The organism is Burkholderia sp. KBS0801 (genome assembly GCF_005937855.2).
Classification (GTDB): Bacteria; Pseudomonadota; Gammaproteobacteria; order Burkholderiales; family Burkholderiaceae; genus Burkholderia; species Burkholderia ambifaria.
The window spans coordinates 402582-423353 of record NZ_CP042179.1 but is presented as its reverse complement, the minus strand read 5'-3'; the positions used below and the strand labels follow the sequence as shown (position 1 = coordinate 423353).

General features: G+C 66.2%; 18 protein-coding genes and 1 pseudogene. 7 read left to right on the top strand and 12 right to left on the bottom strand.

The annotated features are described in order from the left end of the window. Positions 1 to 187: 187 nt before the first annotated feature. Positions 188 to 316, top strand: a pseudogene (locus tag FFI87_RS35100) (transposase); the annotation flags it as partial. A gap of 282 nt (positions 317 to 598) precedes the next feature. Here FFI87_RS35100 and FFI87_RS31335 read toward each other — a convergent pair. The 8 genes from FFI87_RS31335 to argH form a co-directional block, all read right to left on the bottom strand. After that, a complete protein-coding gene (locus FFI87_RS31335; protein ID WP_138850397.1) occupies positions 599 to 4975 on the bottom strand; it encodes an autotransporter domain-containing protein in 4377 nt (1458 codons plus the stop codon). Positions 4976 to 5426: 451 nt separating this feature from the next. Next, entirely contained in the window at positions 5427 to 6803 is a 1377-nt protein-coding gene (locus FFI87_RS31325; protein WP_138850395.1) for an MmgE/PrpD family protein, read from the bottom strand. Then, positions 6800 to 7708 carry a polysaccharide deacetylase family protein gene (locus FFI87_RS31320; protein ID WP_138850394.1) on the bottom strand — a complete coding sequence of 303 codons (909 nt, stop codon included), beginning with the start codon at positions 7706 to 7708 and terminating at the stop codon, positions 6800 to 6802. The genes FFI87_RS31325 and FFI87_RS31320 overlap by 4 nt, the downstream gene beginning before the upstream one ends. Next, a complete protein-coding gene (locus FFI87_RS31315; RefSeq protein WP_138850393.1) occupies positions 7705 to 8577 on the bottom strand; it encodes a polysaccharide deacetylase family protein in 873 nt (290 codons plus the stop codon). The genes FFI87_RS31320 and FFI87_RS31315 overlap by 4 nt, the downstream gene beginning before the upstream one ends. Before the next feature lie 7 nt (positions 8578 to 8584). Continuing rightward, positions 8585 to 9418, bottom strand: a complete 834-nt coding sequence (locus FFI87_RS31310) for an ABC transporter substrate-binding protein (protein ID WP_012372490.1) — start codon at positions 9416 to 9418, stop codon at positions 8585 to 8587. A gap of 92 nt (positions 9419 to 9510) precedes the next feature. Further along, complete coding sequence (locus FFI87_RS31305; protein ID WP_012372489.1) at positions 9511 to 10314, bottom strand: amino acid ABC transporter ATP-binding protein; 804 nt, start codon at positions 10312 to 10314, stop codon at positions 9511 to 9513. Then, positions 10311 to 11204: an amino acid ABC transporter permease gene (locus FFI87_RS31300; RefSeq protein ID WP_012372488.1), complete on the bottom strand. Its 894-nt coding sequence runs from the start codon at positions 11202 to 11204 to the stop codon at positions 10311 to 10313. The genes FFI87_RS31305 and FFI87_RS31300 overlap by 4 nt, the downstream gene beginning before the upstream one ends. Continuing rightward, positions 11198 to 12631 (bottom strand): argininosuccinate lyase, encoded by a 1434-nt coding sequence (argH, locus tag FFI87_RS31295; RefSeq protein ID WP_138850392.1) that lies wholly within the window; start codon positions 12629 to 12631, stop codon positions 11198 to 11200. Before argH ends, FFI87_RS31300 begins: the two co-directional genes overlap by 7 nt. A 126-nt stretch (positions 12632 to 12757) precedes the next feature. Between argH and FFI87_RS31290 the strand changes: the two genes are divergently transcribed. Then, positions 12758 to 13636, top strand: a complete 879-nt coding sequence (locus tag FFI87_RS31290) for a LysR substrate-binding domain-containing protein (protein WP_105788001.1) — start codon at positions 12758 to 12760, stop codon at positions 13634 to 13636. 27 nt (positions 13637 to 13663) lie between these two features. Here the strand turns inward: FFI87_RS31290 and FFI87_RS31285 are convergent, their stop codons facing one another. The 4 genes from FFI87_RS31285 to gcvA all read right to left on the bottom strand — a co-directional run bounded on the left by FFI87_RS31285 (position 13664) and on the right by gcvA (position 17025). Next, positions 13664 to 14194: a GNAT family N-acetyltransferase gene (locus tag FFI87_RS31285; RefSeq protein ID WP_012372485.1), complete on the bottom strand. Its 531-nt coding sequence runs from the start codon at positions 14192 to 14194 to the stop codon at positions 13664 to 13666. Between the two features lie 197 nt (positions 14195 to 14391). Then, positions 14392 to 14928: an AidA/PixA family protein gene (locus FFI87_RS31280; RefSeq protein WP_138850391.1), complete on the bottom strand. Its 537-nt coding sequence runs from the start codon at positions 14926 to 14928 to the stop codon at positions 14392 to 14394. Positions 14929 to 14993: 65 nt separating this feature from the next. Next, positions 14994 to 15497: an inclusion body family protein gene (locus tag FFI87_RS31275; protein ID WP_126224699.1), complete on the bottom strand. Its 504-nt coding sequence runs from the start codon at positions 15495 to 15497 to the stop codon at positions 14994 to 14996. A 598-nt stretch (positions 15498 to 16095) separates the two neighbouring features. Then, positions 16096 to 17025: a transcriptional regulator GcvA gene (gcvA, locus tag FFI87_RS31270; protein ID WP_138850390.1), complete on the bottom strand. Its 930-nt coding sequence runs from the start codon at positions 17023 to 17025 to the stop codon at positions 16096 to 16098. A gap of 308 nt (positions 17026 to 17333) precedes the next feature. Between gcvA and FFI87_RS31265 the strand changes: the two genes are divergently transcribed. The 5 genes from FFI87_RS31265 to FFI87_RS31245 all read left to right on the top strand — a co-directional run bounded on the left by FFI87_RS31265 (position 17334) and on the right by FFI87_RS31245 (position 20770). Beyond that, positions 17334 to 18107: an SDR family NAD(P)-dependent oxidoreductase gene (locus FFI87_RS31265; protein WP_138850389.1), complete on the top strand. Its 774-nt coding sequence runs from the start codon at positions 17334 to 17336 to the stop codon at positions 18105 to 18107. A gap of 64 nt (positions 18108 to 18171) precedes the next feature. After that, positions 18172 to 18453 (top strand): hypothetical protein, encoded by a 282-nt coding sequence (locus tag FFI87_RS31260; protein ID WP_012372478.1) that lies wholly within the window; start codon positions 18172 to 18174, stop codon positions 18451 to 18453. Positions 18454 to 18513: 60 nt separating this feature from the next. Continuing rightward, entirely contained in the window at positions 18514 to 18858 is a 345-nt protein-coding gene (locus tag FFI87_RS31255) for a carboxymuconolactone decarboxylase family protein (protein ID WP_105834166.1), read from the top strand. A 77-nt stretch (positions 18859 to 18935) separates the two neighbouring features. Next, on the top strand, positions 18936 to 19604 hold the full coding sequence (locus tag FFI87_RS31250; RefSeq protein ID WP_105823352.1) for a cupin domain-containing protein: 669 nt from the start codon (positions 18936 to 18938) through the stop codon (positions 19602 to 19604). A gap of 2 nt (positions 19605 to 19606) precedes the next feature. Continuing rightward, positions 19607 to 20770 (top strand): flavin monoamine oxidase family protein, encoded by a 1164-nt coding sequence (locus tag FFI87_RS31245; protein ID WP_186381777.1) that lies wholly within the window; start codon positions 19607 to 19609, stop codon positions 20768 to 20770. Positions 20771 to 20772: the final 2 nt, after the last annotated feature.

Genomic DNA, 20772 nt, shown 5'->3' with positions numbered 1-20772 from the left:
AGTGCAGCTTCGACGGAATACTTGCAGATAACGGCCGGAGATCGAGCGCGATTAGCAGTCGATCCTGGAGCAGTCCCTTACGGAAATTGCGAAATACCCGCTGCCGATATGTGATACAAGCAGGCGCGGGCACCACGGGAACAAAATTACGGTGACTGTGTAGAGTCCGTTCCGGAGAGGAACGGCGATGAAAAAGCGATTTACCGAAGAGCAAATCATCGGCATCTTGAAGGAAGCCGAAGCTGGCCAGAAGCCGGCGGAGCGTTGCCGCAAGGACGGCAGCTTGGAAGCGACCTGCTGCAACTGGAAAGCGAGGAGACTATCCCTTATTTCAAGAGAGTCCTTGTGTCCGCAGATACGTGGGCCGCTCCAAAGACGCACATCCCGACCACATAGATTTTCTCGTCGTGCCGAGTCGAACGTGCCGACGGACAAAAATATGTGTGGTCAAAACCATGTGGTGCCGCACGACTTCCGGCCTCCGCCGATGCCCGGTGTCGCCGGTGCACCCGAACCGGCGGAACCTGCCAGTGCGGGTGCTGGTGTGCATGCGCCGGGCCGAAGGGCAGCCCAAACGGCAAAATCCACGCCCATGCAGTCAGAACCTGTGATTGACTCGCACATATGCCGACTGCGCCGACACATGGCTCGTGTCAATCGTCGCATCCAGCCCGAGCGATACCGTGGTCGCCTTGGCGGCCTGAAGGGTGACGCCGGCGCCCGTGGTCAGGAATGAACGCGGCAGATCGGTGCCTGGCGCGGCGAACACGGTCCCGTCCTGGCTCTGCACCTGGACGACGCGGCCGGCTCCCAGTACCTCGTGCGCATAGGCCAGGCGAAGCTGTACGTTGACGGGGCGCAGGGCATCGCCGAAGGCCTTGTCGAGCGAGACACCCACGTAAGGCTGGAGGCTCCTCGCGCTGTCGGGGCCGACGTGCAGGTTCTGGCCGTTGGCGCCGCTCTCGCCGAAGCCGCTGCCGCGCACGTACGCATACCGGAGCCCGATGTGCGGCGCGATCCGAAGGCCGCCGGCGTCCATGGGCAGGCTGGCCTGCGTCGCGGCGGTGAACTCGTGGCCGAGATGATCGCCTTCTGCGGTACCCGCGCTGCCGAACGGCCGCTTCTGCGACAGGAAATCGAGCCCATACCCGACCGTGGCCGACAGGTTGACGGCACCCACGGGCTGCGCGCCATACAGGGCGACACGCAGCGTATCGATGGCACCCGATGCACCTGTCGTGTCTTCACCCAGCGTGGTGTGCGTGTAGCCGCCGGCCGCACCGACCGTGGCATCGCCGAGCCGCCCGCCCGCGCCCGCCAGGAACCCGTATGCGTGGGTGAGGAAGCCGGGCGCGCCGCCCGTGCCGCCCACCTTGGTGCTGGAACCGCTGGCAACGGCCCACACGTTGCGGGAACCTGCCGCGTTGTCCCGCGGGTCCGCCAGACGGCCGAGCAGCGTCGAACTCGCGCCCTGCGCCTGAAGCAATGCTGCCGTGCCGAGCGCCGTGTAGATGGAGGTCTTGGTCGGCGCAATTACGGTCGGGCCGGCCGGCGTGGGCCCGGTGGCATCGGCGAGCAGCAAGTCGACTCCATTGGCACCGTAGTCCACCGATGACTGCAACGCGCCGAGATTCGCGCCGGCCGTGGTGGTGCCGACGTTCGCGAAGCGGCCCGTCACGCCGTTGGCGGCGCTCAGCACGGTGTAGCGGCGTGCGGTATAGGTGCCGGGATCGAACAGCACGGCCAATGAGCCGTTGAGCGTCGCGGCACCGCCCACGCGCAGTTGCGATGCCTCCGTCGGGCTGACCTCGATCGACAGGGTGCCGCCCGCCGCCTGGGTATAGTTGCCGCCCACGGACAGCGTTCCGATGGAGCCGCCCGGCGCGACCACGCCACTGCTGCTGACGTCGCCCGATACCGTGCCATGGCCGCGCAACGTGCCAAGCGCGTTCACCAGGACATTGCCGCCCAACACCGCACCGGCATTGGCCGCGTCGCCCACGGCCAACGTGCCGCCAGCCACCGTCGTCGTCCCGGAGAACGCGCTGCTGACACCGTTCAGCGTCAGCGTGCCCGCGCCTTGTTTGACCAAACCGCCGGTACCGCCGAGGCTGCCGCCGAATGTTTGCGACGAGTCATCAGACAGCGTGAGCGCATTGCCGCCGAGCACCACGCGGCTGCCTGCCACGCCGGAGAGATGCGCGACCGTCTGGCTGCCGCCGGCGGACAGGTCGAGCGCGGCCGTTGCGCCGGCCAGCGTGACTGACGCGGAAGAGGCAAGCCGGCCGGCACCCGACAACGCGAGCGTGCCCGCGTTGACCATCGTCGCCCCGGTATAGGTGTTCACGCCGGACAGCGTTTGCGTGCCACCCGCCACGGTGAGCCCGCCGGTACCGCCGATGGCACCACTGAACGTGCCGGCCGCATTGGCCAGCGTCAGCGTGCGGCCGCCCAGCGCAACCGTGCCCGTCCCCGTCAGCGCGTTGACCGTTGCGCCGGAGGTCGTCCCGGAAATGTCGAACGTGCCGTTGTTGACGACGCCGCTGGAGGTCGCAATGCTGCCGGCGCCTGACAGCGCGAGCGTGCCGGCGCTGATCGACGTTGTGCCGGTATAGCCGTTGGCGCCCGACAGTGTCTGCGTGCCGCCCGCCACGGTGAGCCCGCCCGTGCCGCCAATGGCGCCACTGAACGTGCCGGACGCATTGGCCAGAGTCAACGTGCGACCGCCCAGCGCAACCGTGCCCGTGCCGGTCAGTGCGTTGACCGTTGCGCCGGAGGTGGTCCCCGAGATATCGAGCGTGCCGTTGTTGATGACCCCGCTGGAAGCGGCAATGCTGCCGGCGCCTGACAGCGCGAGCGTGCCAGCGCTGATCGACGTTGCGCCGGTAAAGCCGTTGGTCCCCGACAGCGTCTGCGTGCCGCCCGCAACGGTGAGCCCGCCAGTGCCGCCAATGGCGCCATCGAACGTGCCGGCCGCATTGGCCAGTGTCAGCGTCCGGCCGCCCAGCGCAACCGCGCCCGTGCCAGTGATCGCATTGATCGTGGCCCCGGAGGTAGTCCCCGAGATATCGAACGTACCGTTGTTGACGACCCCGCTGGAAGCGGCGATGCTGCCGGCGCCAGTCAACGCCAGCGTGCCGGCATTGACGGTAGTGACGCCCGTGTAGGTGTTCACCCCCGACAGCGTTTGCGTACCGCCGCCGACGGTCACCGCACCCGTACCGCCGATGGTTCCGGCGAACGTGCCGGCCGCATTGGCCAGCGTCAGTGTCCGATCGCCCAGCGCGACCGTGCCCGTGCCAGTGATCGCATTGATCGTGGCCCCGGAGGTAGTCCCCGAGATATCGAACGTGCCGTTGTTGACGAGCCCGCTGGAAGCGGCAATGCTGCCCGCGCCGATCAGCGCGAGCGTGCCGGCGTTGACGGTGGTGCTCCCCGCATAGCCGGCGGCGCCGGCTATCGCCAGCGTGCCGGTACCCGCCTGCACGAGGCTGCCCGTCCCGCTGATGGTGCCGCCATACGACACCGTGTCGCTGCGATTGAAAGCCAGCGTGCCGTTGTTGACGATGTCGCCGACGACGGAGCCGGTGGCTCCGCCATTGCCGATCTGCAGCGTGCCGGCGCTGATCGTGGTGCCGCCGGTATAGGTGCTGTCACCCGTCAGCGTGATCGTGTGGCTGCCGCTCACGGCCACGTTGCCCGTCCCCGATATGACGCCTGATACCGCGAGATCCGTCGTGTTTGAGTTCAAGGTCACGCGGGATGCGGCATCGCCGAGCGTGATGTTGTTGGACAGCGCAAGCCCCGGCGTGCCCGCGGTGATGGTGGCCGACGCACCCGCCGCCACATCGAGGTCACCGATGATGTTGGACCCGCCGACCAACTGCAGCGTATCGTTCGCTCCGTTGAAACGGATGGCTGCCGCGCGCGTCACGCCGTCCGCGAACAAGCCGCCCGCAATCGTGCCGCCGTTGACGATGACATCGCCGCCATTGGCGATGACACCCGCTCCCGCGGCCCCTCCGTTGCCGGCACCGCCCGTGATCGTGCCGACGTTGGACAGCACGGTGAACCCACCAGCCAGGTTGACGCCCGCGCCGCTGGCACCGGCCGTGCTTCCGCCACCGCCAGCGGCACCGCCCATACCACCGACGATCGTCCCAAGGTTGGTCACCTGCGAACCCGGTCCCACGGTCAGCAGCCCGTCGCCGCCACCGCCGCCTCCTCCCGGGTTTCCGCCACCTCCCCCGTTGCCGCCATTTCCGCCAATGAGCGTGCCGTGGTTCGTCACGTCGGCCGCAGGCGTCACGATCACCAGCGCACCGCCCCCGCCTCCACCCCCGCCGCCGTTGGAGGCAGGCCCCGATGTGCCCGCGCCGCCATTTCCGCCTGTGCCGCCCTGCACCGTCACGCCGTCGTTGACGGTCACGCTGGTGCCGGTCGAATACACGCCCGCGCCACCGCCGCCGCCGCCGCCCGCGAAATTGAATCCATCGAAGCCCTGGCCTGCGCCTCCCTGAGCGTTCCCGTTGACCACGGCATCGCCGGCGATCACCACGTCGGGCGCCCCTCCGGGGCCGCCTTGGCCACTGTCGTTCGTGGCACCGGTACCGCCGGTCCCACCCGACGTGGGCCCGCCAGGAACCTGAATCGTGGTGGTTCCTCCGCCCAACGCAGAGGAACCACCGCCACCGCCATTACCGCTGCCGCCATTGCCGCTTCGGTCCGGGATACCGTTGCCGCCGGGGGCGCTGCAATTCGCGATGGTGCTGGCAGTGCACGTGGCGGCCCAGCCTGGGAGGGCCGTGCCGGCCAGACCGAGCGACACGCCGATGGAAACGATGGACGCGCAGCGGCGCGCCGGCGTGGCGCCATGGCTGGCGTCGATCCCGCCGTGCGACGCGCGTGTGCGTTCGGATACCACTTGCGGGGCGCGCAAGGTGCGGTTCCAGACCAGCCGATAGACCCGGTTCATGTTGATCCCCTCGATGCATCGACCCGTCGGCCTGGCACTGGTCACGGAGAGGCTGGACCGATGGCGCGACGGACCCGTTTCTGTTGTCGTTCTCTGGCGCACCGGTCCGCGGGTACTACGTCTCTTGGCTCATCGGTCGGGGCGCATGCGCGCGCAATATAACACCTGCACGGGAAACATTACCCGGGCTGTCGCGGGCCCGCCACGCTCCGGGTATCCGGCCGAATCCCCAAAAAACGCGCGGTGTCGCCCCGGCGGGTGGTTGCCTGCTGTGTCAGGCAGATCGGCTGATCCACGCTACGTTCACGAACACCACTGTGCTCAACATCGATGGAGCGCTCACCGCATATCGATTCACGCCGATCTTCCCCGTTGCCGGTGCGTTCGCTTACACGCTTGCGTCGAAGGCGAACTGGACCGGCCAGCGTTTCATGGACACTCGCGAGCGCGTTTAGCGCGCATCCCCAGCGAGCAGCGCGTTCAGCACCCGCGCGTCCGCCAACCGTTCCAGCGACAGGCACGCGCCGCTCAACGCATCGACCTGCGCATGCTCGAGCGCCATGCCCGCCAGCGCACGATACTTCGCCAGCAGCGCCGCATCTGACAACGGATTGCGAGGATCGCCGAGCGCGATCGGTACGTGACGCGAGTCCCGCCGCCCGTCCGCGCGATGCACGCTCACAGTCGGCTCGTCGAGGTCGCCCAGCGCCGGATCGACCTCGATCGCGATACGCGCGAGCAACGCCGTGACGCGCGAATCCGTCCGCCTGTCGTCGCGATAAACGTCGATCCCCGTGTCGCCGTACGCAAGTGCCGCCGCCACCGCGTACGGCAGGCTCATCTGCGCCGACGACAGCGTCGACAGGTCGCGCCCGCCGCACATCCGGGCCACGAACGCGCTCGCCCGCACGACCACCCGCTCGATCTCGCCGGCCTCGAACGTGTGACCGTCCGCAAGCTGCAGCGCCGCATCAATTGCCGCATGCGCGCTGCGGCACGACGCGTGCGGCTTGATCGAGCAGCGCATCAGTTTCCACTGCGCGCCGAGGCCGTCGGTCAGTGCGTCGGGCGCATGCGACTGCGCGGCGAACGTGTTGAAGAAGCCACCCCACACGTCGTCGAACACCCTGGCCGGACCCGTCACACCTTCGCGTGCCAGCAGCGCCGCGAGCACGCCGCCCTCCGCGGCCCGGCCGGCATGCAGCCGCTTCGTCTGCGAGCCGTCGTGGATGAAGCCCCATAGACCACCGGAGAAACTTGCCGCATGGCCGAGCGCGTCGCGCGTGCGCGCGGCGTCGAGTCCGAGCACGCGTGCGCTCGCGGCCGCCGCGCCGAACACGCCGCAACTGAGCGTCGAGTGCCAGCCGGCACCGTTGTGAGCCGAGTAGCCGCCGGCGGCTTCCAGCACGCGCCGGCCGACGTCGTAGCCGAGCACGATTGCCGTCACGCATTCCCGGCCGGTCACGGGGCGCTGCGCGCATGACAACGCGGCGAGCACGGCCGGCAGCACGACGGCACCCGAATGATCGCAGCCGCCGGCATCGTCGAGCTCGAGCGCGTGTGCGGCGATCCCGTTGACGAACGCGGCGTCGCGCGCGCTTGCCATGCACTGCGTGCCCCACAGCGACGCGCCGTCGCGCACGACAGCGCCTGTGAGCGCCCGTGCACTGCGCGTCTCGACGGCCGAGGTGCCAGCCAGTGCGGCACCGAACGTATCAAGCACATGACGCGTGGCCTTGGCGACGACATCGTCAGGCACGGCGGCGGCAGGGGTTTGCGCGACAAACGTCGCGAGCCGCGTGGCGCGCGTTTCGGTATCCATCGTCATCGCGCCGACGCGTCTGCCACGCAGCGTGCAAACACGTCGACCGGATGGTTCGGCTCATTGTCGCGAACCTGCGCGCGCCACCAGCGCGCAACATCGCGCCCGGTCGCAAACCAGACGTCGCCCGCATCGCGCAGGTGCGCGAGCAATGCACGCAGCAGTTCGATCCGCCCTGCCGTGCCGATGATCTCCGGATGCAGGCGCAGCACGCAGCACAGCCCGAAGCGCCGAAACCCGTCGACATCGCGCCGCCAGTTGTCGAGCACGTCACGGTACGCGGCGATGCGCGGCTGACCGGCCGGCACCGGTGGCGACAGGTTGAACTCGAAGTACGGCTCGTCCTCGAGTTCGTAGTGCAGCGGCAGCTCGACGAGCCGCGGGTCGGCCGCGCCTGCGTCGGCGCGCGGATGCCGGTACGGCAAATCGTCGCCGCGCCACGACGACGACCACGTGAAGCCTTCCGCCACGAGAAAGTCCGCAAAGCCGTCGGCCCAGTTACCGGTGAACGAGCGAAAGCCTTCCGCGCGGCGTCCGGTTGCGTCCGCGAGCGCCGCCCGCCCGGCGCAGCACGCGTCGATCTGCGCGGCAAGCGGCAGTGCGTCGAAATCCTCGCAGAGAAAACCGCTCACCCCGAGCTCGTGCCCGGCGGCGGCGATCGCCCGCACGGCGCCGCCTTGCGTCTGCGCGACGCGGCCCGGCACGAACCAGCTCGTCGGTACGCTGAATTCGTCGAACGCCGCGAGCAGCCGGTCGACGCCGCGCGTCGCGCCGTAGCGCCACACCGACAACGATTTTTCCCGGCCGACGATGCGCGGCTCGCGTGTCTGGATGCCATGAATGTCGTTGAAGTCGACCGTGATCGCGACCGCGCATCGCGCGCCGCCCGGCCACGCACAAGGTGTGTTCACATGTCGCTCCGGTGCGTGGGTTGCGCGCCATGCGCGTGCTGCGCGAGCCACCAGTCGGCCACGTCGCGGCAGCGCGCGAACCAGACGCCGTCCTGCGCGCACATGTGGCCGAGCCACGCCTCCAGCAGCGCGATGCGCCCCGGCTTGCCGCAGACCTTCGGATGAAGCAGCGTCGTCAGGCACAACCCTTCGCGGTATATCCCGTCGAATTCGCGCGTCCAGTTGTCGAGCGTCGCCTCGTAGCCGGCGATCCGGTCGAGCCCGGCCGGATAGTCGGGGTTGCGGTGATACGCAAGCGACGCGTAATCGTCGGTCTCCCAGCGTCCGGGAATCTCGACGAGCGGCGGTTCGCCGTCCGCGCCGGGCAGCAGGTACGGACGGTCGTCGCCACGCATCGAGCTCGAATAGCGCACGCCCGCTTCGCGCAGCACCGCGACCGTCGCGTCGCTCCAGTCGCCGGACGGCGTGCGGAACCCGACCGGCCGCACCCCGAGCGTGCGCGCGAAGACGTCCGCCGACTCCGCCATGATCTCGCGCTGCCGGCCGGGCTCGAGCGTCCAAAACGCTTCGTGCCGATCACCGTGATAGCCGATCTCGTGGCCGCGCTCGACGATGACCGCGCAATGGTCGGGCCAGGTCCGCGCGACCCACGCGGGCACGAAGAACGTCGCGGGCAGGCCGAACGACGCAAGCATGTCGAGCAGCCGTCCGAGCGCGCGCCACGGCCCGTAGCTGCCGAGCGTGAAATATGCGGGGTTGCGCCAGATCGACCCGTTCAGCATCGCGTCGCCGGTCGGGCCGTCGAGATCGAACGCGAGCGCGACGCACGCGCGCTTCGCGTCCGGCCAGCGGGGAGGCAGGTCCGTCATCGCTCGCTCAGTGGGTGCCGTTAACCATCGCCTTCGCGACCGCATGCTCCTGGAGCCCCCACTTCGCGAGCAGCTTCTGATACGAGCCGTCCGCGATCAGCTGGTTGAGCGCCGTCGTCAGCGCGCCGCTCAGCGCGGTATTGCTCTTCGCGACGCCGATGCCCGTGTATTGCGACAGGAACGGCTTGCCAACGGGTGCATACGCGTTCTGCTCGAGGCTGTTCTGGTACGGCAGCGTCTCGCCGCCCTGCACGGCCGCGTCGATGCGGTTCTGGCGCAACTGCATCCGCGCGTCCGACGAGCCGTCGGTACCGACGACGATGATCGCCGGCTTGCCGGCCTTCACGCAGTTCTCGGCGCTCCACGCGGTGGTGTTGTCGGGGAACGACGTGCGTCGGCTCGAGCCGACGCGCTTGCCGCACAGCGCGCCCATCTGCGCGAACTCGCCCGCGCGCGTCTTCAGCGTATAGAACTGCGGGCCGGTCTCGATGTAGTCGACGAACGTCACCGCATCGCGGCGCGTCGGCAGGTCGGTCATGCCGGACAGGATCATGTCGACGCGCTGCGTCGCGACCGCGCTCATCATCTGGTCGAAGCTCGTTTCGACCCAGTTCAGCTTCGCGCCCATCTTCGCGGCGAGCGCCTCGCCGAGATCGACGTCGAAGCCCGCGAGCTTGTCGGTCGCCGGATCCTTGTATTCGAACGGCGGATAGTTCGGCACGATCGCGACGTTCAGCGTGCGTTTCGCGCTGGCGGATTGCGCGGCGGCGAACGATGCATGAAGCGCGAGTGCGCCGAATGCGACGGCGGCCAGCGTGCGGGTCAGGACGGATGCTTTCATGTGTCGCCTTGTCATGGTGAAGGAATGGGGACGATGCCGCGCGCGTCGACGGCTCGATCGTTGGGCGCTGCAAAACGGGGCGCCCGGCCCGGTCATGCAATCACGGCGGAGATGAACTCGCGCGTGCGCGCATGTGTCGGCGCGGACAGCACCTGGTCGGGCGGCCCGCTCTCGACGATGCGGCCGCCGTCCATGAACACCACGCGGTCGGCCACCTCGCGCGCGAACCCGAGCTCGTGCGTGACGACGATCATCGTCATCCCGCTCTTCGCGAGGTCGCGCATCACGGCCAGCACTTCGCCGACCAGTTCGGGGTCGAGCGCCGACGTCGGTTCGTCGAACAGGATCAGTTGCGGATGCATCGCGAGCGCCCGCGCAATCGCGACGCGCTGCTGCTGGCCGCCGGACAGCTCGACCGGAAACGCGTCGCATTTGTGCGCGAGCCCGACGCGCGCGAGCAGCGCGCGCGCTTCCTCCTCCGCTTGCGGGCGCCGGCGCTTGAGCACCTGCACCGGGCCTTCGATCACGTTCTCGAGCGCGGTCTTGTGCGGAAACAGGTTGAAGCGCTGGAACACCATGCTCGTCGCGAGCCGCTGACGCGCGATCTGGCGCTCCGACAGTTCGTGGAGCCGGTCGCCGGCGCGGCGGTAGCCGGCCAGTTCACCGTTGACCCACAGCGCACCCGCGCTGATCGTCTCGAGCTGGTTGATGCAGCGCAGGAACGTGCTCTTGCCCGAGCCCGACGGCCCGATGATGCACAGCACTTCGCCCGGCTCGACGTCGAGCGTGATGCCGTGCAGCGCCTGGAAATCGCCGTACGACTTGCGTACGTCGACCGCGCGAACGACCGCGTTCGTCATGACGTTCTCCCGAGGGTTGAGGGTCGTGTCGTTCATGTGCGGCCCGCCGCCCGGCCCGCGCCGCGCGCGAAACGCCGCTCGACGCGGGCCTGCGCGAGCGACAGCACGGTGACAACCGCGAGATACCAGATGCCCGCGACGATCAGCAGCTCGATCACGCGGGCGTTCGCGTAATAGATGTTCTGCGCGTTGTGCAGCATCTCCGCGTACTGCACGACGCTCGCGAGCGACGTCAGCTTGACCATGCCGATCAGCTCGTTGCCGATCGGCGGCACGATCACGCGCATCGCCTGCGGCAGGATGATCCGGCGCAGCGCCTGCAGGCGCGCCATGCCGATCGATTTCGCGGCCTCGTACTGGCCCGTGTCGACCGACAGCAGCCCCGCCCGCACGACTTCCGACGTATAGGCCCCCTGATTGATGCCGAGCCCGAGCACCGCCGCGAGGAACGGCGTCATCACGTCGACGGTCCGGTATTCGGCGATACCCGGGATGCCGAGCGTCGGAAACACCAGCGCGAGGTTGAACCACAGCAGCAGTTGCAGGATCACCGGCGTGCCGCGGAACAACCAGATGTAACCCTGCGCGATCGCGCCGAGCACCGGGTTCGACGAGAGCCGCATCACCGCGGTGACGACTCCGAGCACGACGCCGAGCGTCATCGCGAGGACGGTCATCACGATCGTGTTGCCGAGCCCCGTCAGGATCGAGCGTGCGGTCAGGAACTGGCCGACGACGCGCCATTCGATCTGTCCGCGCGCGAACGCGACCGCCACATACGCAAGCGCGGCAATGATCGCGATCGACGCGACATAGCGGCCCCAGTAGCGCCGGCGCACGCGCACGAACCCGGCGATATCGTCCGCGGCGCGGGTGGCCGGCTCCGGCGTGTCATCGAGATGGCCCGATTCGGATGCGCTCAGCATGACGGCCCCCGGTAGTCGGCCGCCCACGCGGACTGACGTTCGATCGCGTCGCTCAGGCGATCGATCTGCTCGCGCACGCGCGCGGGTGACGTTCCGCCCGCACCGCCGCGCGCGGCGACGGCCGCGTCGAGCGTCAGATGCGCGCGCACCGCGGGCGCGAGGCGCGTGTCGACGGCCTGCAACTGTTCCGCGCTCGCGTCGGCCAGTTCGATGCCGTCCCGCTCGCACGCGCGCACGAGCGTGCCGGTGATCTCGTGCGCCTCGCTGAACGGCACGCCCGTCAGCGCGAGCCAGTCCGCCACCTCGGTCGCGAGCGTGAAGCCGAGCGGCGCCTGGCGACGCATCTCGTCGACGTTCACGCGCATCGTGCGGATCATTCCCGCCATCGCGGGCAGTACGAGTTCGAGCGTGTCGATCGAATCGAACGCCGCGATCTTGTCTTCCGCGAGATCGCGGTTGTACGCGAGCGGCAGCGACTTCAGCGTCGCGAGCAGGCCCGTCAGGTTGCCGATCAGGCGCCCCGCCTTGCCGCGCGCGAGTTCCGCGATGTCCGGGTTCTTCTTCTGCGGCATGATCGAGCTGCCGGTCGCATACGCATCGTCGAGTTCCACCCAGCGGAATTGCCGTGACGTCCACAGGATCACTTCTTCCGACAGCCGGGACAGGTTCACGGCCAGCATGCTCGTGACGAACACGAATTCGGCGACGTGATCGCGCGCGGCCACCGCGTCGATCGAGTTCTCGCACGGCGCGTCGTAACCGAGTTCCCGCGCGGACAGCTCCGGCCGCACGCAGATCGCCGAGCCCGCGAGCGCGGCCGCGCCGAGCGGCGAACGCGCGGTACGGCGATCCCAGTCGACGAGGCGGTCGACGTCGCGATACAGCGACTGCGCGTGCGCGAGCAACTGATGACCGAACACGATCGGCTGCGCGGGCTGCAGGTGGGTGAATCCGGCGGTTACCGTGTCGACGTGCCGGCTCGCCTGGCCGATCAACGCATCCTGCACGTCGAGCACGCCGCGCACGAGCTGGCGCGCCTTGTCGCGCAGGTACAGGCGCAGGTCGTTCGCCGCCTGGTCGTTGCGCGAGCGCCCGGCGCGCAGCTTGCCGCCCAGAGCCGGCAGCCGCTGCGTGAGCACGCGTTCGAGAAAGGTGTGCACGTCCTCGTCGGCGAGCGACGGCGCGATCGCACCGGCCGCGTGGTCGCGCGCGATGCCGTCCATGGCGGCCAGCAGCTGCGCGAGCTCGTCGTCATTCACGATGCCGGCGCGATTCAACTCGCGCGCATGCGCGCGGGAGCCCGCGAGGTCGTACGGCACGAGACGGAAGAAACTCGGATCGGAGCGCGACAGGTTCTGCAGCGCGTCGGACGGTTTCGACTCAAAGCGGCCGCCCCACAGGCGCTCGATCGGTTCGGTAAGGCTCATTGCGGTCGACCTCGACTCGGTTGGATTGCCCCTACTGTAGGCATTCAATTTTTTTTGTTGTAGCGAGAAATTGAATCCGCTTTAATGAAATTTTTCTCAGCACCGTCGCCTGCGACGCGCCCGCCGATGCGCAACCGCCTGCCCCCGCTGAACCCGCTTCGCGCGTTCGAGGCTGCCGCCCGGTGCGGCACCGTGTCGGCCGCCGCCGACGAACTGCACGTGACCGCGAGCGCGGTCAGCCATCAGATCCGGATTCTCGAGAGCACGCTCGGCGTCGCCTTATTCGTCAGATCAAAAGCCCGCGTGAAGCTCACGCCCGAAGGCGAGGCGTTGCTGGAACCGGTCGGCGCCGCGTTCGACATGATCGCGAACGCCACCGTCAGGCTCGATTCGCCGGCGGCCGCAGGCGATCTCGTCGTGTCGACGCCGCTGTCGCTGACGTCGCGCTGGCTCGCCCGGCACATCGGCGATTTTCTCGAGCGCTATCCGGGGATCCACCTGAAAGTGATTCCGTCGAACGACGATCGCGAGACCTACTCGCCCGACGTCGACGTGTGCATTCGCTACGGGGAAGGCAACTGGCGAAACCGGCGCGTCGAGCTGCTCGCGCATCCGGCGCTGTTCCCGGTCGTGAGCCCGGCGTTGATGAACGGGCCGGATGCCATCCGCAAGGTGCAGGATCTCGCGGGGCGTACGCTGTTCTGCGAGCACGCGGGCTCGTGGATGCGCTGGTTGGCGGAAGCGAACGCGGACAAGCTGCCGGGCATCCGCATTCTGGAAATCGGCAACGCGCACATCGGCGTCGAAGCCGCGGTGCACGGGCAAGGCGTCGCGCTCGGCGACAGCCTCTCCGTGCGCGACGATCTGATCGACGGCACGCTCGTGCGGCCGTTCAGTGCGGCGGTGCCGTCGCGTCATGCGTACTATCTGGTCACGCGTCACGAGCTGGCCGATTCGCCGCTCGTGACCGCGTTCACGACGTGGTTGCGCGCCTGCCTCGCGTGACGCGCGGGCGCGCGGCAGCGGGCGGATTCAGGTAGCGAGGCTCGCCAGGTCGTCCCATACCATCACGATGTTGTGCGATCGCCAGATCGGCCCCGGATCGACATACTCGCCCGCCAACCGGCCGTCCAGCGACGCGTAAAAGGCGATCGCGGCATCGTTTCCCTTGACGACACTCAACGCCGCACCCCGATACCGCATCGTCTGCAAATGCGTGGCGAGCCGGGCGAGCAGCGTGCGGCCGATGCCGCGACGCTTGAACCCGGGGTCGACATACAGGAACTTGATCTCGCCACGGCCGCCGAAGATCGGCTCCGACGGTGCGCCGGCCGCGCCGATTCCGACGATCGTGCCGTCGATTTCCGCGACGAGCACCAGTTGGTCGCCATCGTTCGACGCCAGCTTCTCCCGCCATTTCCGGCCGCGATAGTGCGCGTCGAGGACGGCATGCGCTTGCGCCGGCGCGAGATCGCGATAGGTATGGCGCCAGACGTTGACGTGAAAATCGGCGATCGCCTGCGCATCGGCGAGGCTGGCGGATCGGATGGATAGTCCGGACATGGAAGCGTCTCTCGGGCGGCTTGGCGCGCGCGGGTGGCGCGGCGCACACGCCGGATTGTCGATGATCCGGGCGACGATGTCAGCATCTTGCGGGCATGGGAGTGCTGCGCCGATCTCCGATCTCCGAGCGAGCTGACGTCGGTATCGGGCGGCAGATGGAAATTGCCGCCGCGGTGAGGCGACGGCTCGAAATCCGGCTAGTTGGGGTCGGGCCGCGTGGCAGCCTGCTTGCCGCCGCCGATCTCGATCGACGTCTCCCAGCGGTAATAACCCGAAACGGCACCGTCGCGGTCAAGTACGGCGAAATCAGCCGTACACGACGTGGCGCCCGAAGCCAGCACGTCGCTGCGCCAATAGTGGTCTTGCTGTGGGCGGCACTCCGGATTGAGCAGATCGTCGGCATTCGGCACCGGCACCGCTCCGTCGCGCACCTCCGGGACGATCGGCGCGACGATGCCGGCGTCTTTCACTGTGAACCGGATGAACAGGACACTCAGCTCGGCACGCAGCGCCAGCGCCGTTTCGCGCAGATTGAGCTGGTCGCCTGGCTGCAGGCCGGCAAAGAGCCGGCTGTCGTTGTGGCCGAGCGCTCCGGTATCGCCGGGGCTCACAACGTAAATGTGCCGGCCGTCGATCACAGTCGGCTTGTCCGCGTTCCGGCTTGCCTCGGGGTAAGCCGACAGCAACGTGGCTGCGTCGACGATCGCGAGCACATCGCAACGAAGTCCAGACATGGGCGCTTCCTCCGGGACAAGACATTGACACGGGCGACCGCCATGCGGCCACCCGCGTGCCGCGATCAGTTATGGATCGAGATGAACGGATCCCATTGATAGCATCCCAGCGACTGGCAATTGCGGTCGATGATCTGGAAGTAGAAGTGGTAGGTAACGCGCCCTTCGGACAGCGTTTCCGACGACCAGTAGTAGTTGTCGACTTTTTGGCAGGTCGGCGTCGACGGCGAACTCGGGTTCGGAATCGGGATCGATGCGGTGGCCTTGCGCGGCGTCGGCGTCGAGATCAGGTCCTTGCCCTGATTGGCGATGAAGCCATAGAAGACCACCTGCTTTTCGAAGCCCAGCGACAGACTCGTTTCGCGCCAGCGGATCAGGTCGCCGACTTGCGCTTTCAGATCCAGTTCGCCGCCCGCCTGCCCGGAGACCACGTTGTCCTGGTTCGTGACCATGTACACGTGCTTCCAGTCGATCAGCGTCGGATTTTTCGGATCCCGGCTGGGGTTCGGATACTTCTGGAGAATTGTTTCGGTATCGATCGAAACGAGCACATCGGTAACGCGTGACATAGTATCTCCAATTGAAATAAATGGGTCGGCCATTGCGCGGACTTTTCAAAACGATCCTCAATCGTCGAGCAGTTGACGATGCGTATGAAAACTTGACCCATCAAGTTGTCCCGCGATTTGAAATTTACACAGAATGGTTACTCAAATAAACCTGTAAATCCTGACAGATAAGTAATCGGCGTTGCTTTTTTAATTCTTTATGAAAAGATCGCGATTGAATCTATATTTAACATTATCCCCGCGGATCGCGCCGCAACTGAGCCTCATTGGCGTTGGAGGCAGGAATATGGAATTATCCGGATCTTCGTTTCATTAAGTTCAGTTTGGATTGGTTAAAACCAAAAACACTCGACGATTGCGCGCGCATACAAGAACGCTGCGCTCCAAACTGAGATGTCGGTTTCCGGCGACCGCGAGGTAATTGGCATTCAGGCGCGACCGTTTTATGCGCCTCGTGATTTGTGCCGCTGCTCCGTGGTTACGGTTTTTCGGATTTTCGGTGGAAAGCTGTAATCGCCGATCGCCCAAACAATAAACCCGCCGCCACGGTATGCGCCGATGGAAGGATGTGGACGCAGGTAAGTGCTGGCTCTTTCGATCAGGGACTTGTTCCGTCATGCTGCGTCGCCTCGGCGAGCAACCAGTCACGAAAGGCGACCAATCTCGGCAAGCTGGCGCACTCCGGCCGATAAACGACGTAGTAGGCCAACTCGGATGCAACGCTGACATCCGGGAATAATCGAACCAATCGTCCGCTCGCGAGATCATCCCGCGCCATGACGCTGCGTGCGAGCGCAATGCCGTGTCCCTCGATCGCAGCCTGGAGCACCGCGGCGGAATTGTTGATCTGCATGCCGCGCGTGGGAGGCGCGTTCGTCACACCGGCTTTCTTCATCCATACCTCCCAGGTCGGAAAGCCTGCGTGGCCGTCCATCGACAAGTCGTGGATCAAGGTCTCGCGCACGATGTCTGCCGGTTTGCGCAGACGCCAACGCTGCCGCAGCAATTCCGGTGAGCAGACCGGATAAACCTCCTCGTCCATCAGCTTGTCCGCCTTGAGGCCCGACCAGCTTCCCATCCCATAGCGCACACCGATATCGATCCGCTGGGCCACGAAATCGACTGACTTATGGTTCGTATCCAGGCGCACGTCCGTGTCGGGCCATGCGGCCTGGAACCGATCGATGCGGGGTAACAGCCACTTGGCGGCAAAGGCCGGGCTGACCGTCACGGTGAGCACACCGCTGGTCGAGATCTCCTGCAACCGCTCCAAACCCAGCGTCAGGCGGTCGAAACCCGCCCTGATATCCGGCAACGCGCGCGCGGCCATCTCCGTCGGGACGAGCCTCGCTCGCCCGCTGGTGCTTCGAAGGAACAACGGCGTGCCCAACCAATCCTCGAGTGTGCGCACCAATTGCCCGACCGCTGCCGGTGTGACGTTCAGTTCCACCGCAGCCGCAGAGAAGCTCTGATGGCGAGCGCTGGCTTCAAAGGCCCGTAATGCGTTGAGATGGACGGGAGATTTCATGGAGACAAAGTTTTTCTTTCAACGTCGGACACTTTATCTCGTTTGTCGGCGGATGCAAACAGGCAAAGAATTATGCCCATGTCGACGGTCAGTGGCTTCCGCCCGCGACGTGGTCGCAATGCAAATACGGGAAAAAGCAGCACCCTTTTATCCGTTCGCATTGGTGCCGATGGCGGGTTGGCGGAAGCCCGGACAGTCGCAGTCTGCCGCACCGGCGGGGCATCGAAGTAGCGAGCCACCCGCGCCGTGCGAGTTTTTCTTCTAGTCCAACACCTGCCCATCGGCGGGTATACAACAGAGGTTTCGAGATGAGCAACCAATTCAAGGGCAAGAAACTGCTGGTCGTCGGCGGTACCAGCGGCATGGGCATGCAGTCGGCGCGCATGGTGCTGGCCGAAGGTGGCAGCGCAGTAATCGTCGGCAATCGTCCGGAGAAAACGGAAGAAGCGCGAGCGGAACTGGCCAAGCTCGGCAAAGTATGGGCAGTGACCGCAGACCTGTCCAGCGACGACGGCGTAGCGACGCTGCTCAAAACCATCGACGAACAGCACGCCGACATCGATCTGCTGGTCAATGCCGCGGGTGTGTTCTTCCCCAAGCCTTTCCTCGAGCATACCGGCGCGGATTATGACCAATACATGAAGCTGAACAAGGCGTTCTACTTCATCACGCAGAAGGTCGCCGCCAACCTGGTCGCCAACGGGAAGCCGGGCGCCATCGTCAACATCGGTTCGATGTGGGCAAAGCAGGCCATCGCAGCCACGCCGTCGTCCGCCTATTCGATGGCGAAGGCCGGTCTGCACTCGCTGACACAGCACCTCGCGATGGAACTCGCGCCCAAGCACATCCGTGTCAATGCCGTGTCGCCGGCGGTCGTGCAGACCCCCATCTACGAGGGCTTCATCCCGAAGGCCGAAGTCCACACCGCACTGCAAGGGTTCAACACGTTCCATCCGATCGGCCGCGTTGGTACGCCGCAAGACGTCGCGGAAGTCGTCGCTTTCCTGCTCTCGGACAAGGCGAGCTGGGTCACCGGCGCGATCTGGGATGTCGACGGCGGCGTGATGGCCGGCCGCAATTGAAGTACGGCGCACACGAGCGCCGCGCAGGTTCGCATTAACTTCCACTTATCAAGGAGAACTGCAAATGGTCTATCTGCAAATTACGCTGAAGGTCGCCCAAGGCAATCGCGCTGCAGCTGCCGGTATTTATCAGAAATACAAGGCGCCGTTCCTCGAGACCATCGAGGGTGCGAAATCCAAGGAACTGTTGGTGCGTGACGACGATGTCCAGGTGCTGCACGGCTTCGATACCGAAGCGCATGCGAGCGCTTATCTGCAAAGCGAGTTGTTCAACGCCGACGTCGTGGGCGCCCTCAAACCGCTGCTGGATGCCGCACCCGATGTGCGCATTTACCAGACGGTGTAATTCCATGTCGCCGGGCCATGCTGACACCCGGCGTCTCAATTCTCAACAGGAGCAAAAGCCATGATGCAAGACTGGAATTCCTACCGTGACGACCTGCTCGAGCGCGTGGGCGATTATGCCAAGCAGAGCCCCGAGGTCGTGCGCGGTCTGATGACAATCGACAACGCCGCCGCGAAGACCGGCCATCTGGAAGCGAAGATGCACGAGCTGATCGCGCTGGCCGTGGCCGTGACCACGCGTTGCGACGGCTGTATTTCTGTTCACACCAAGAAGGCCGTCGAGGCCGGTGCGTCGCTGGAGGAGATCTCCGAGGCGCTCGGCGTTGCGATCGCCCTCAACGCAGGTGCTGCGCTGACCTATTCGGCACGCGTCATCGAGACCTATCAGCAATTGCCCAACAAGTAAGCCGTACGAAAATGAGCTGGCCGCTCGACGATGAGACGGCCAGCCCACATTTTTCGATCCGATGTCTGGAAGAATCCATGCTAATCAACGCCGATTTCTCGCGCCGCGCGATCGTCACGCCACATGAATACCAATGGGTCGCGTCGCCCCAAGGGGGCGTCGAACGCGTCATGCTGGATCGTGTGGGCGCAGAGAAAGCGCGAGCAACGAGTATCGTACGTTACGCCCCAGGTTCACATTTCCCGCGACATCAGCACCCAGCCGGCGAGGAAATCCTCGTGCTCTCAGGCACTTTCTCTGACGAAGGCGGCCACTATCCGGCCGGTTGGTATCTCCGTAATCCGCCCGGCTCCTGTCATCAGCCCTCGAGTCGTGACGGCGCCACTATCTTCGTCAAGCTACGTCAGATGCCGTTACATGAGGCGCGCCGTGTCCGCGTGGACACCCGTGATCCCGCCGCTTGGCGCAGGCAGAACGGCCGCGAGGTCTGTCCACTGTTTGCCGGCGAGACCGAACAAGTCTGCTTGCACCGCGTGGCGCCGAACGATGCTCTCGTCACGGCGCAGGGAGACGGTGCCGAACTACTCGTCCTGACGGGTGCCGTGGTGGCAGAGGGCGAAATTTACGGTAGCGGCAGCTGGATCCGCCTTCCCGCCGAGGACTCCCTCCACGTCGTTGCTGCTTCTCAGGGAGCCACTGTTTATCTCAAGACTGGTCTTCCGGTCGCCATCGGAGCGGAAGTATAGCCATGCAAACAGCTCGCATTGCCATCATCGGCGCAGGATTGAGCGGCCTTTATGCCGCCTCGTTGCTCGAGCGCCAGGGCATCCGGGACTACGTGCTGTTGGAAGCACGCGATACGCTCGGCGGCCGGATCGTCTCCGTCGCAGGCCCGGGACAGGCCTCACCCGACGCCAATTTCACTGCGGACGCGATCGACCGCTTCGACCTTGGGCCCACATGGTTTTGGCCCGAGTATCAGCATGAGCTGCGACTCCTCGTCGACGCGTTGGGCCTGGAACAGTTCGAACAGTTCGAAACGGGCGACATGATGGTGGAGCGCTCACCTGATGAGCCACCGATGCGCATGCGCGGCTACGTCAACTCGCCGGCCTCGATGCGCGTGATCGGCGGCATGAGCTCGCTAGTGGATCGCCTACGCCGGGCGCTGGATCCCCAGCGGGTTTTCACCGGCCAGTCGGTGAACCGCATGCGCATCGTGGACGGGGATGTCGAGCTGGATAGTGAAGATGCTTCCGGCGGCGTCACGACGTGGCGCGTCACACAGGTATTGCTCGCGCTGCCGCCCCGCCTCGCCGAGAACACCATCGCGTTCGAGCCGGAGCTTCCCCCCATGCTGGCCCGGCAATGGCGCGCTACGGCGACCTGGATGGCTCCCCACGCAAAGTACATCGCGATCTACGATACCCCGTTCTGGCGCGATCAGGGACTCTCCGGCGAAGCCCGCAGCGCGCGCGGGCCGTTGGGAGAAATTCACGACGCCTCGATGCCTGGCGGCAGCGCGGCACTGTTCGGCTTCTTCGGCGTGCCCGCCCAGGTTCGCCAGAACGTATCCGACGAAGTGCTGTGCATGCATAGCCGTGCGCAGTTTGTGCGCCTGTTCGGCCCGGCGGCAGCCACGCCCCGCGCGGAATTCATCAAGGACTGGGCACAGGAACCCTATACGGCCACGTCCGCAGACCTCGTTGCTGCGAACGCGCATGCCGCCGCCCCTGTCGCGACGGTTTCTTCAGGTCCATGGAGCGGGCGCCTGACCGGTATCGCCAGCGAATGGTCACCCCACTTTCCCGGCTATCTGGCCGGCGCGGTGGAGGCAGCCGGGTTAGGTGTGCAGGCGCTCGTTTCACGCATCGCGACAGCAAACACTTCTTTGACGACCGCGTCTCACTGAGG

What these genes read in the sequence shown, in the direction of transcription:
- FFI87_RS31335 (WP_138850397.1), bottom strand. Translation starts at nt 4,975, where the DNA reads ATGAACCGGGTCTATCGGCTGGTCTGGAACCGCACCTTGCGCGCCCCG.
- FFI87_RS31325 (WP_138850395.1), bottom strand. Translation starts at nt 6,803, where the DNA reads ATGACGATGGATACCGAAACGCGCGCCACGCGGCTCGCGACGTTTGTC.
- FFI87_RS31315 (WP_138850393.1), bottom strand. Translation starts at nt 8,577, where the DNA reads ATGACGGACCTGCCTCCCCGCTGGCCGGACGCGAAGCGCGCGTGCGTC.
- FFI87_RS31310 (WP_012372490.1), bottom strand. Translation starts at nt 9,418, where the DNA reads ATGAAAGCATCCGTCCTGACCCGCACGCTGGCCGCCGTCGCATTCGGC.
- FFI87_RS31305 (WP_012372489.1), bottom strand. Translation starts at nt 10,314, where the DNA reads ATGAACGACACGACCCTCAACCCTCGGGAGAACGTCATGACGAACGCG.
- FFI87_RS31300 (WP_012372488.1), bottom strand. Translation starts at nt 11,204, where the DNA reads ATGCTGAGCGCATCCGAATCGGGCCATCTCGATGACACGCCGGAGCCG.
- argH (WP_138850392.1), bottom strand. Translation starts at nt 12,631, where the DNA reads ATGAGCCTTACCGAACCGATCGAGCGCCTGTGGGGCGGCCGCTTTGAG.
- FFI87_RS31290 (WP_105788001.1), top strand. Translation starts at nt 12,758, where the DNA reads ATGCGCAACCGCCTGCCCCCGCTGAACCCGCTTCGCGCGTTCGAGGCT.
- FFI87_RS31285 (WP_012372485.1), bottom strand. Translation starts at nt 14,194, where the DNA reads ATGTCCGGACTATCCATCCGATCCGCCAGCCTCGCCGATGCGCAGGCG.
- FFI87_RS31280 (WP_138850391.1), bottom strand. Translation starts at nt 14,928, where the DNA reads ATGTCTGGACTTCGTTGCGATGTGCTCGCGATCGTCGACGCAGCCACG.
- FFI87_RS31275 (WP_126224699.1), bottom strand. Translation starts at nt 15,497, where the DNA reads ATGTCACGCGTTACCGATGTGCTCGTTTCGATCGATACCGAAACAATT.
- gcvA (WP_138850390.1), bottom strand. Translation starts at nt 17,025, where the DNA reads ATGAAATCTCCCGTCCATCTCAACGCATTACGGGCCTTTGAAGCCAGC.
- FFI87_RS31265 (WP_138850389.1), top strand. Translation starts at nt 17,334, where the DNA reads ATGAGCAACCAATTCAAGGGCAAGAAACTGCTGGTCGTCGGCGGTACC.
- FFI87_RS31260 (WP_012372478.1), top strand. Translation starts at nt 18,172, where the DNA reads ATGGTCTATCTGCAAATTACGCTGAAGGTCGCCCAAGGCAATCGCGCT.
- FFI87_RS31255 (WP_105834166.1), top strand. Translation starts at nt 18,514, where the DNA reads ATGATGCAAGACTGGAATTCCTACCGTGACGACCTGCTCGAGCGCGTG.
- FFI87_RS31250 (WP_105823352.1), top strand. Translation starts at nt 18,936, where the DNA reads ATGCTAATCAACGCCGATTTCTCGCGCCGCGCGATCGTCACGCCACAT.
- FFI87_RS31245 (WP_186381777.1), top strand. Translation starts at nt 19,607, where the DNA reads ATGCAAACAGCTCGCATTGCCATCATCGGCGCAGGATTGAGCGGCCTT.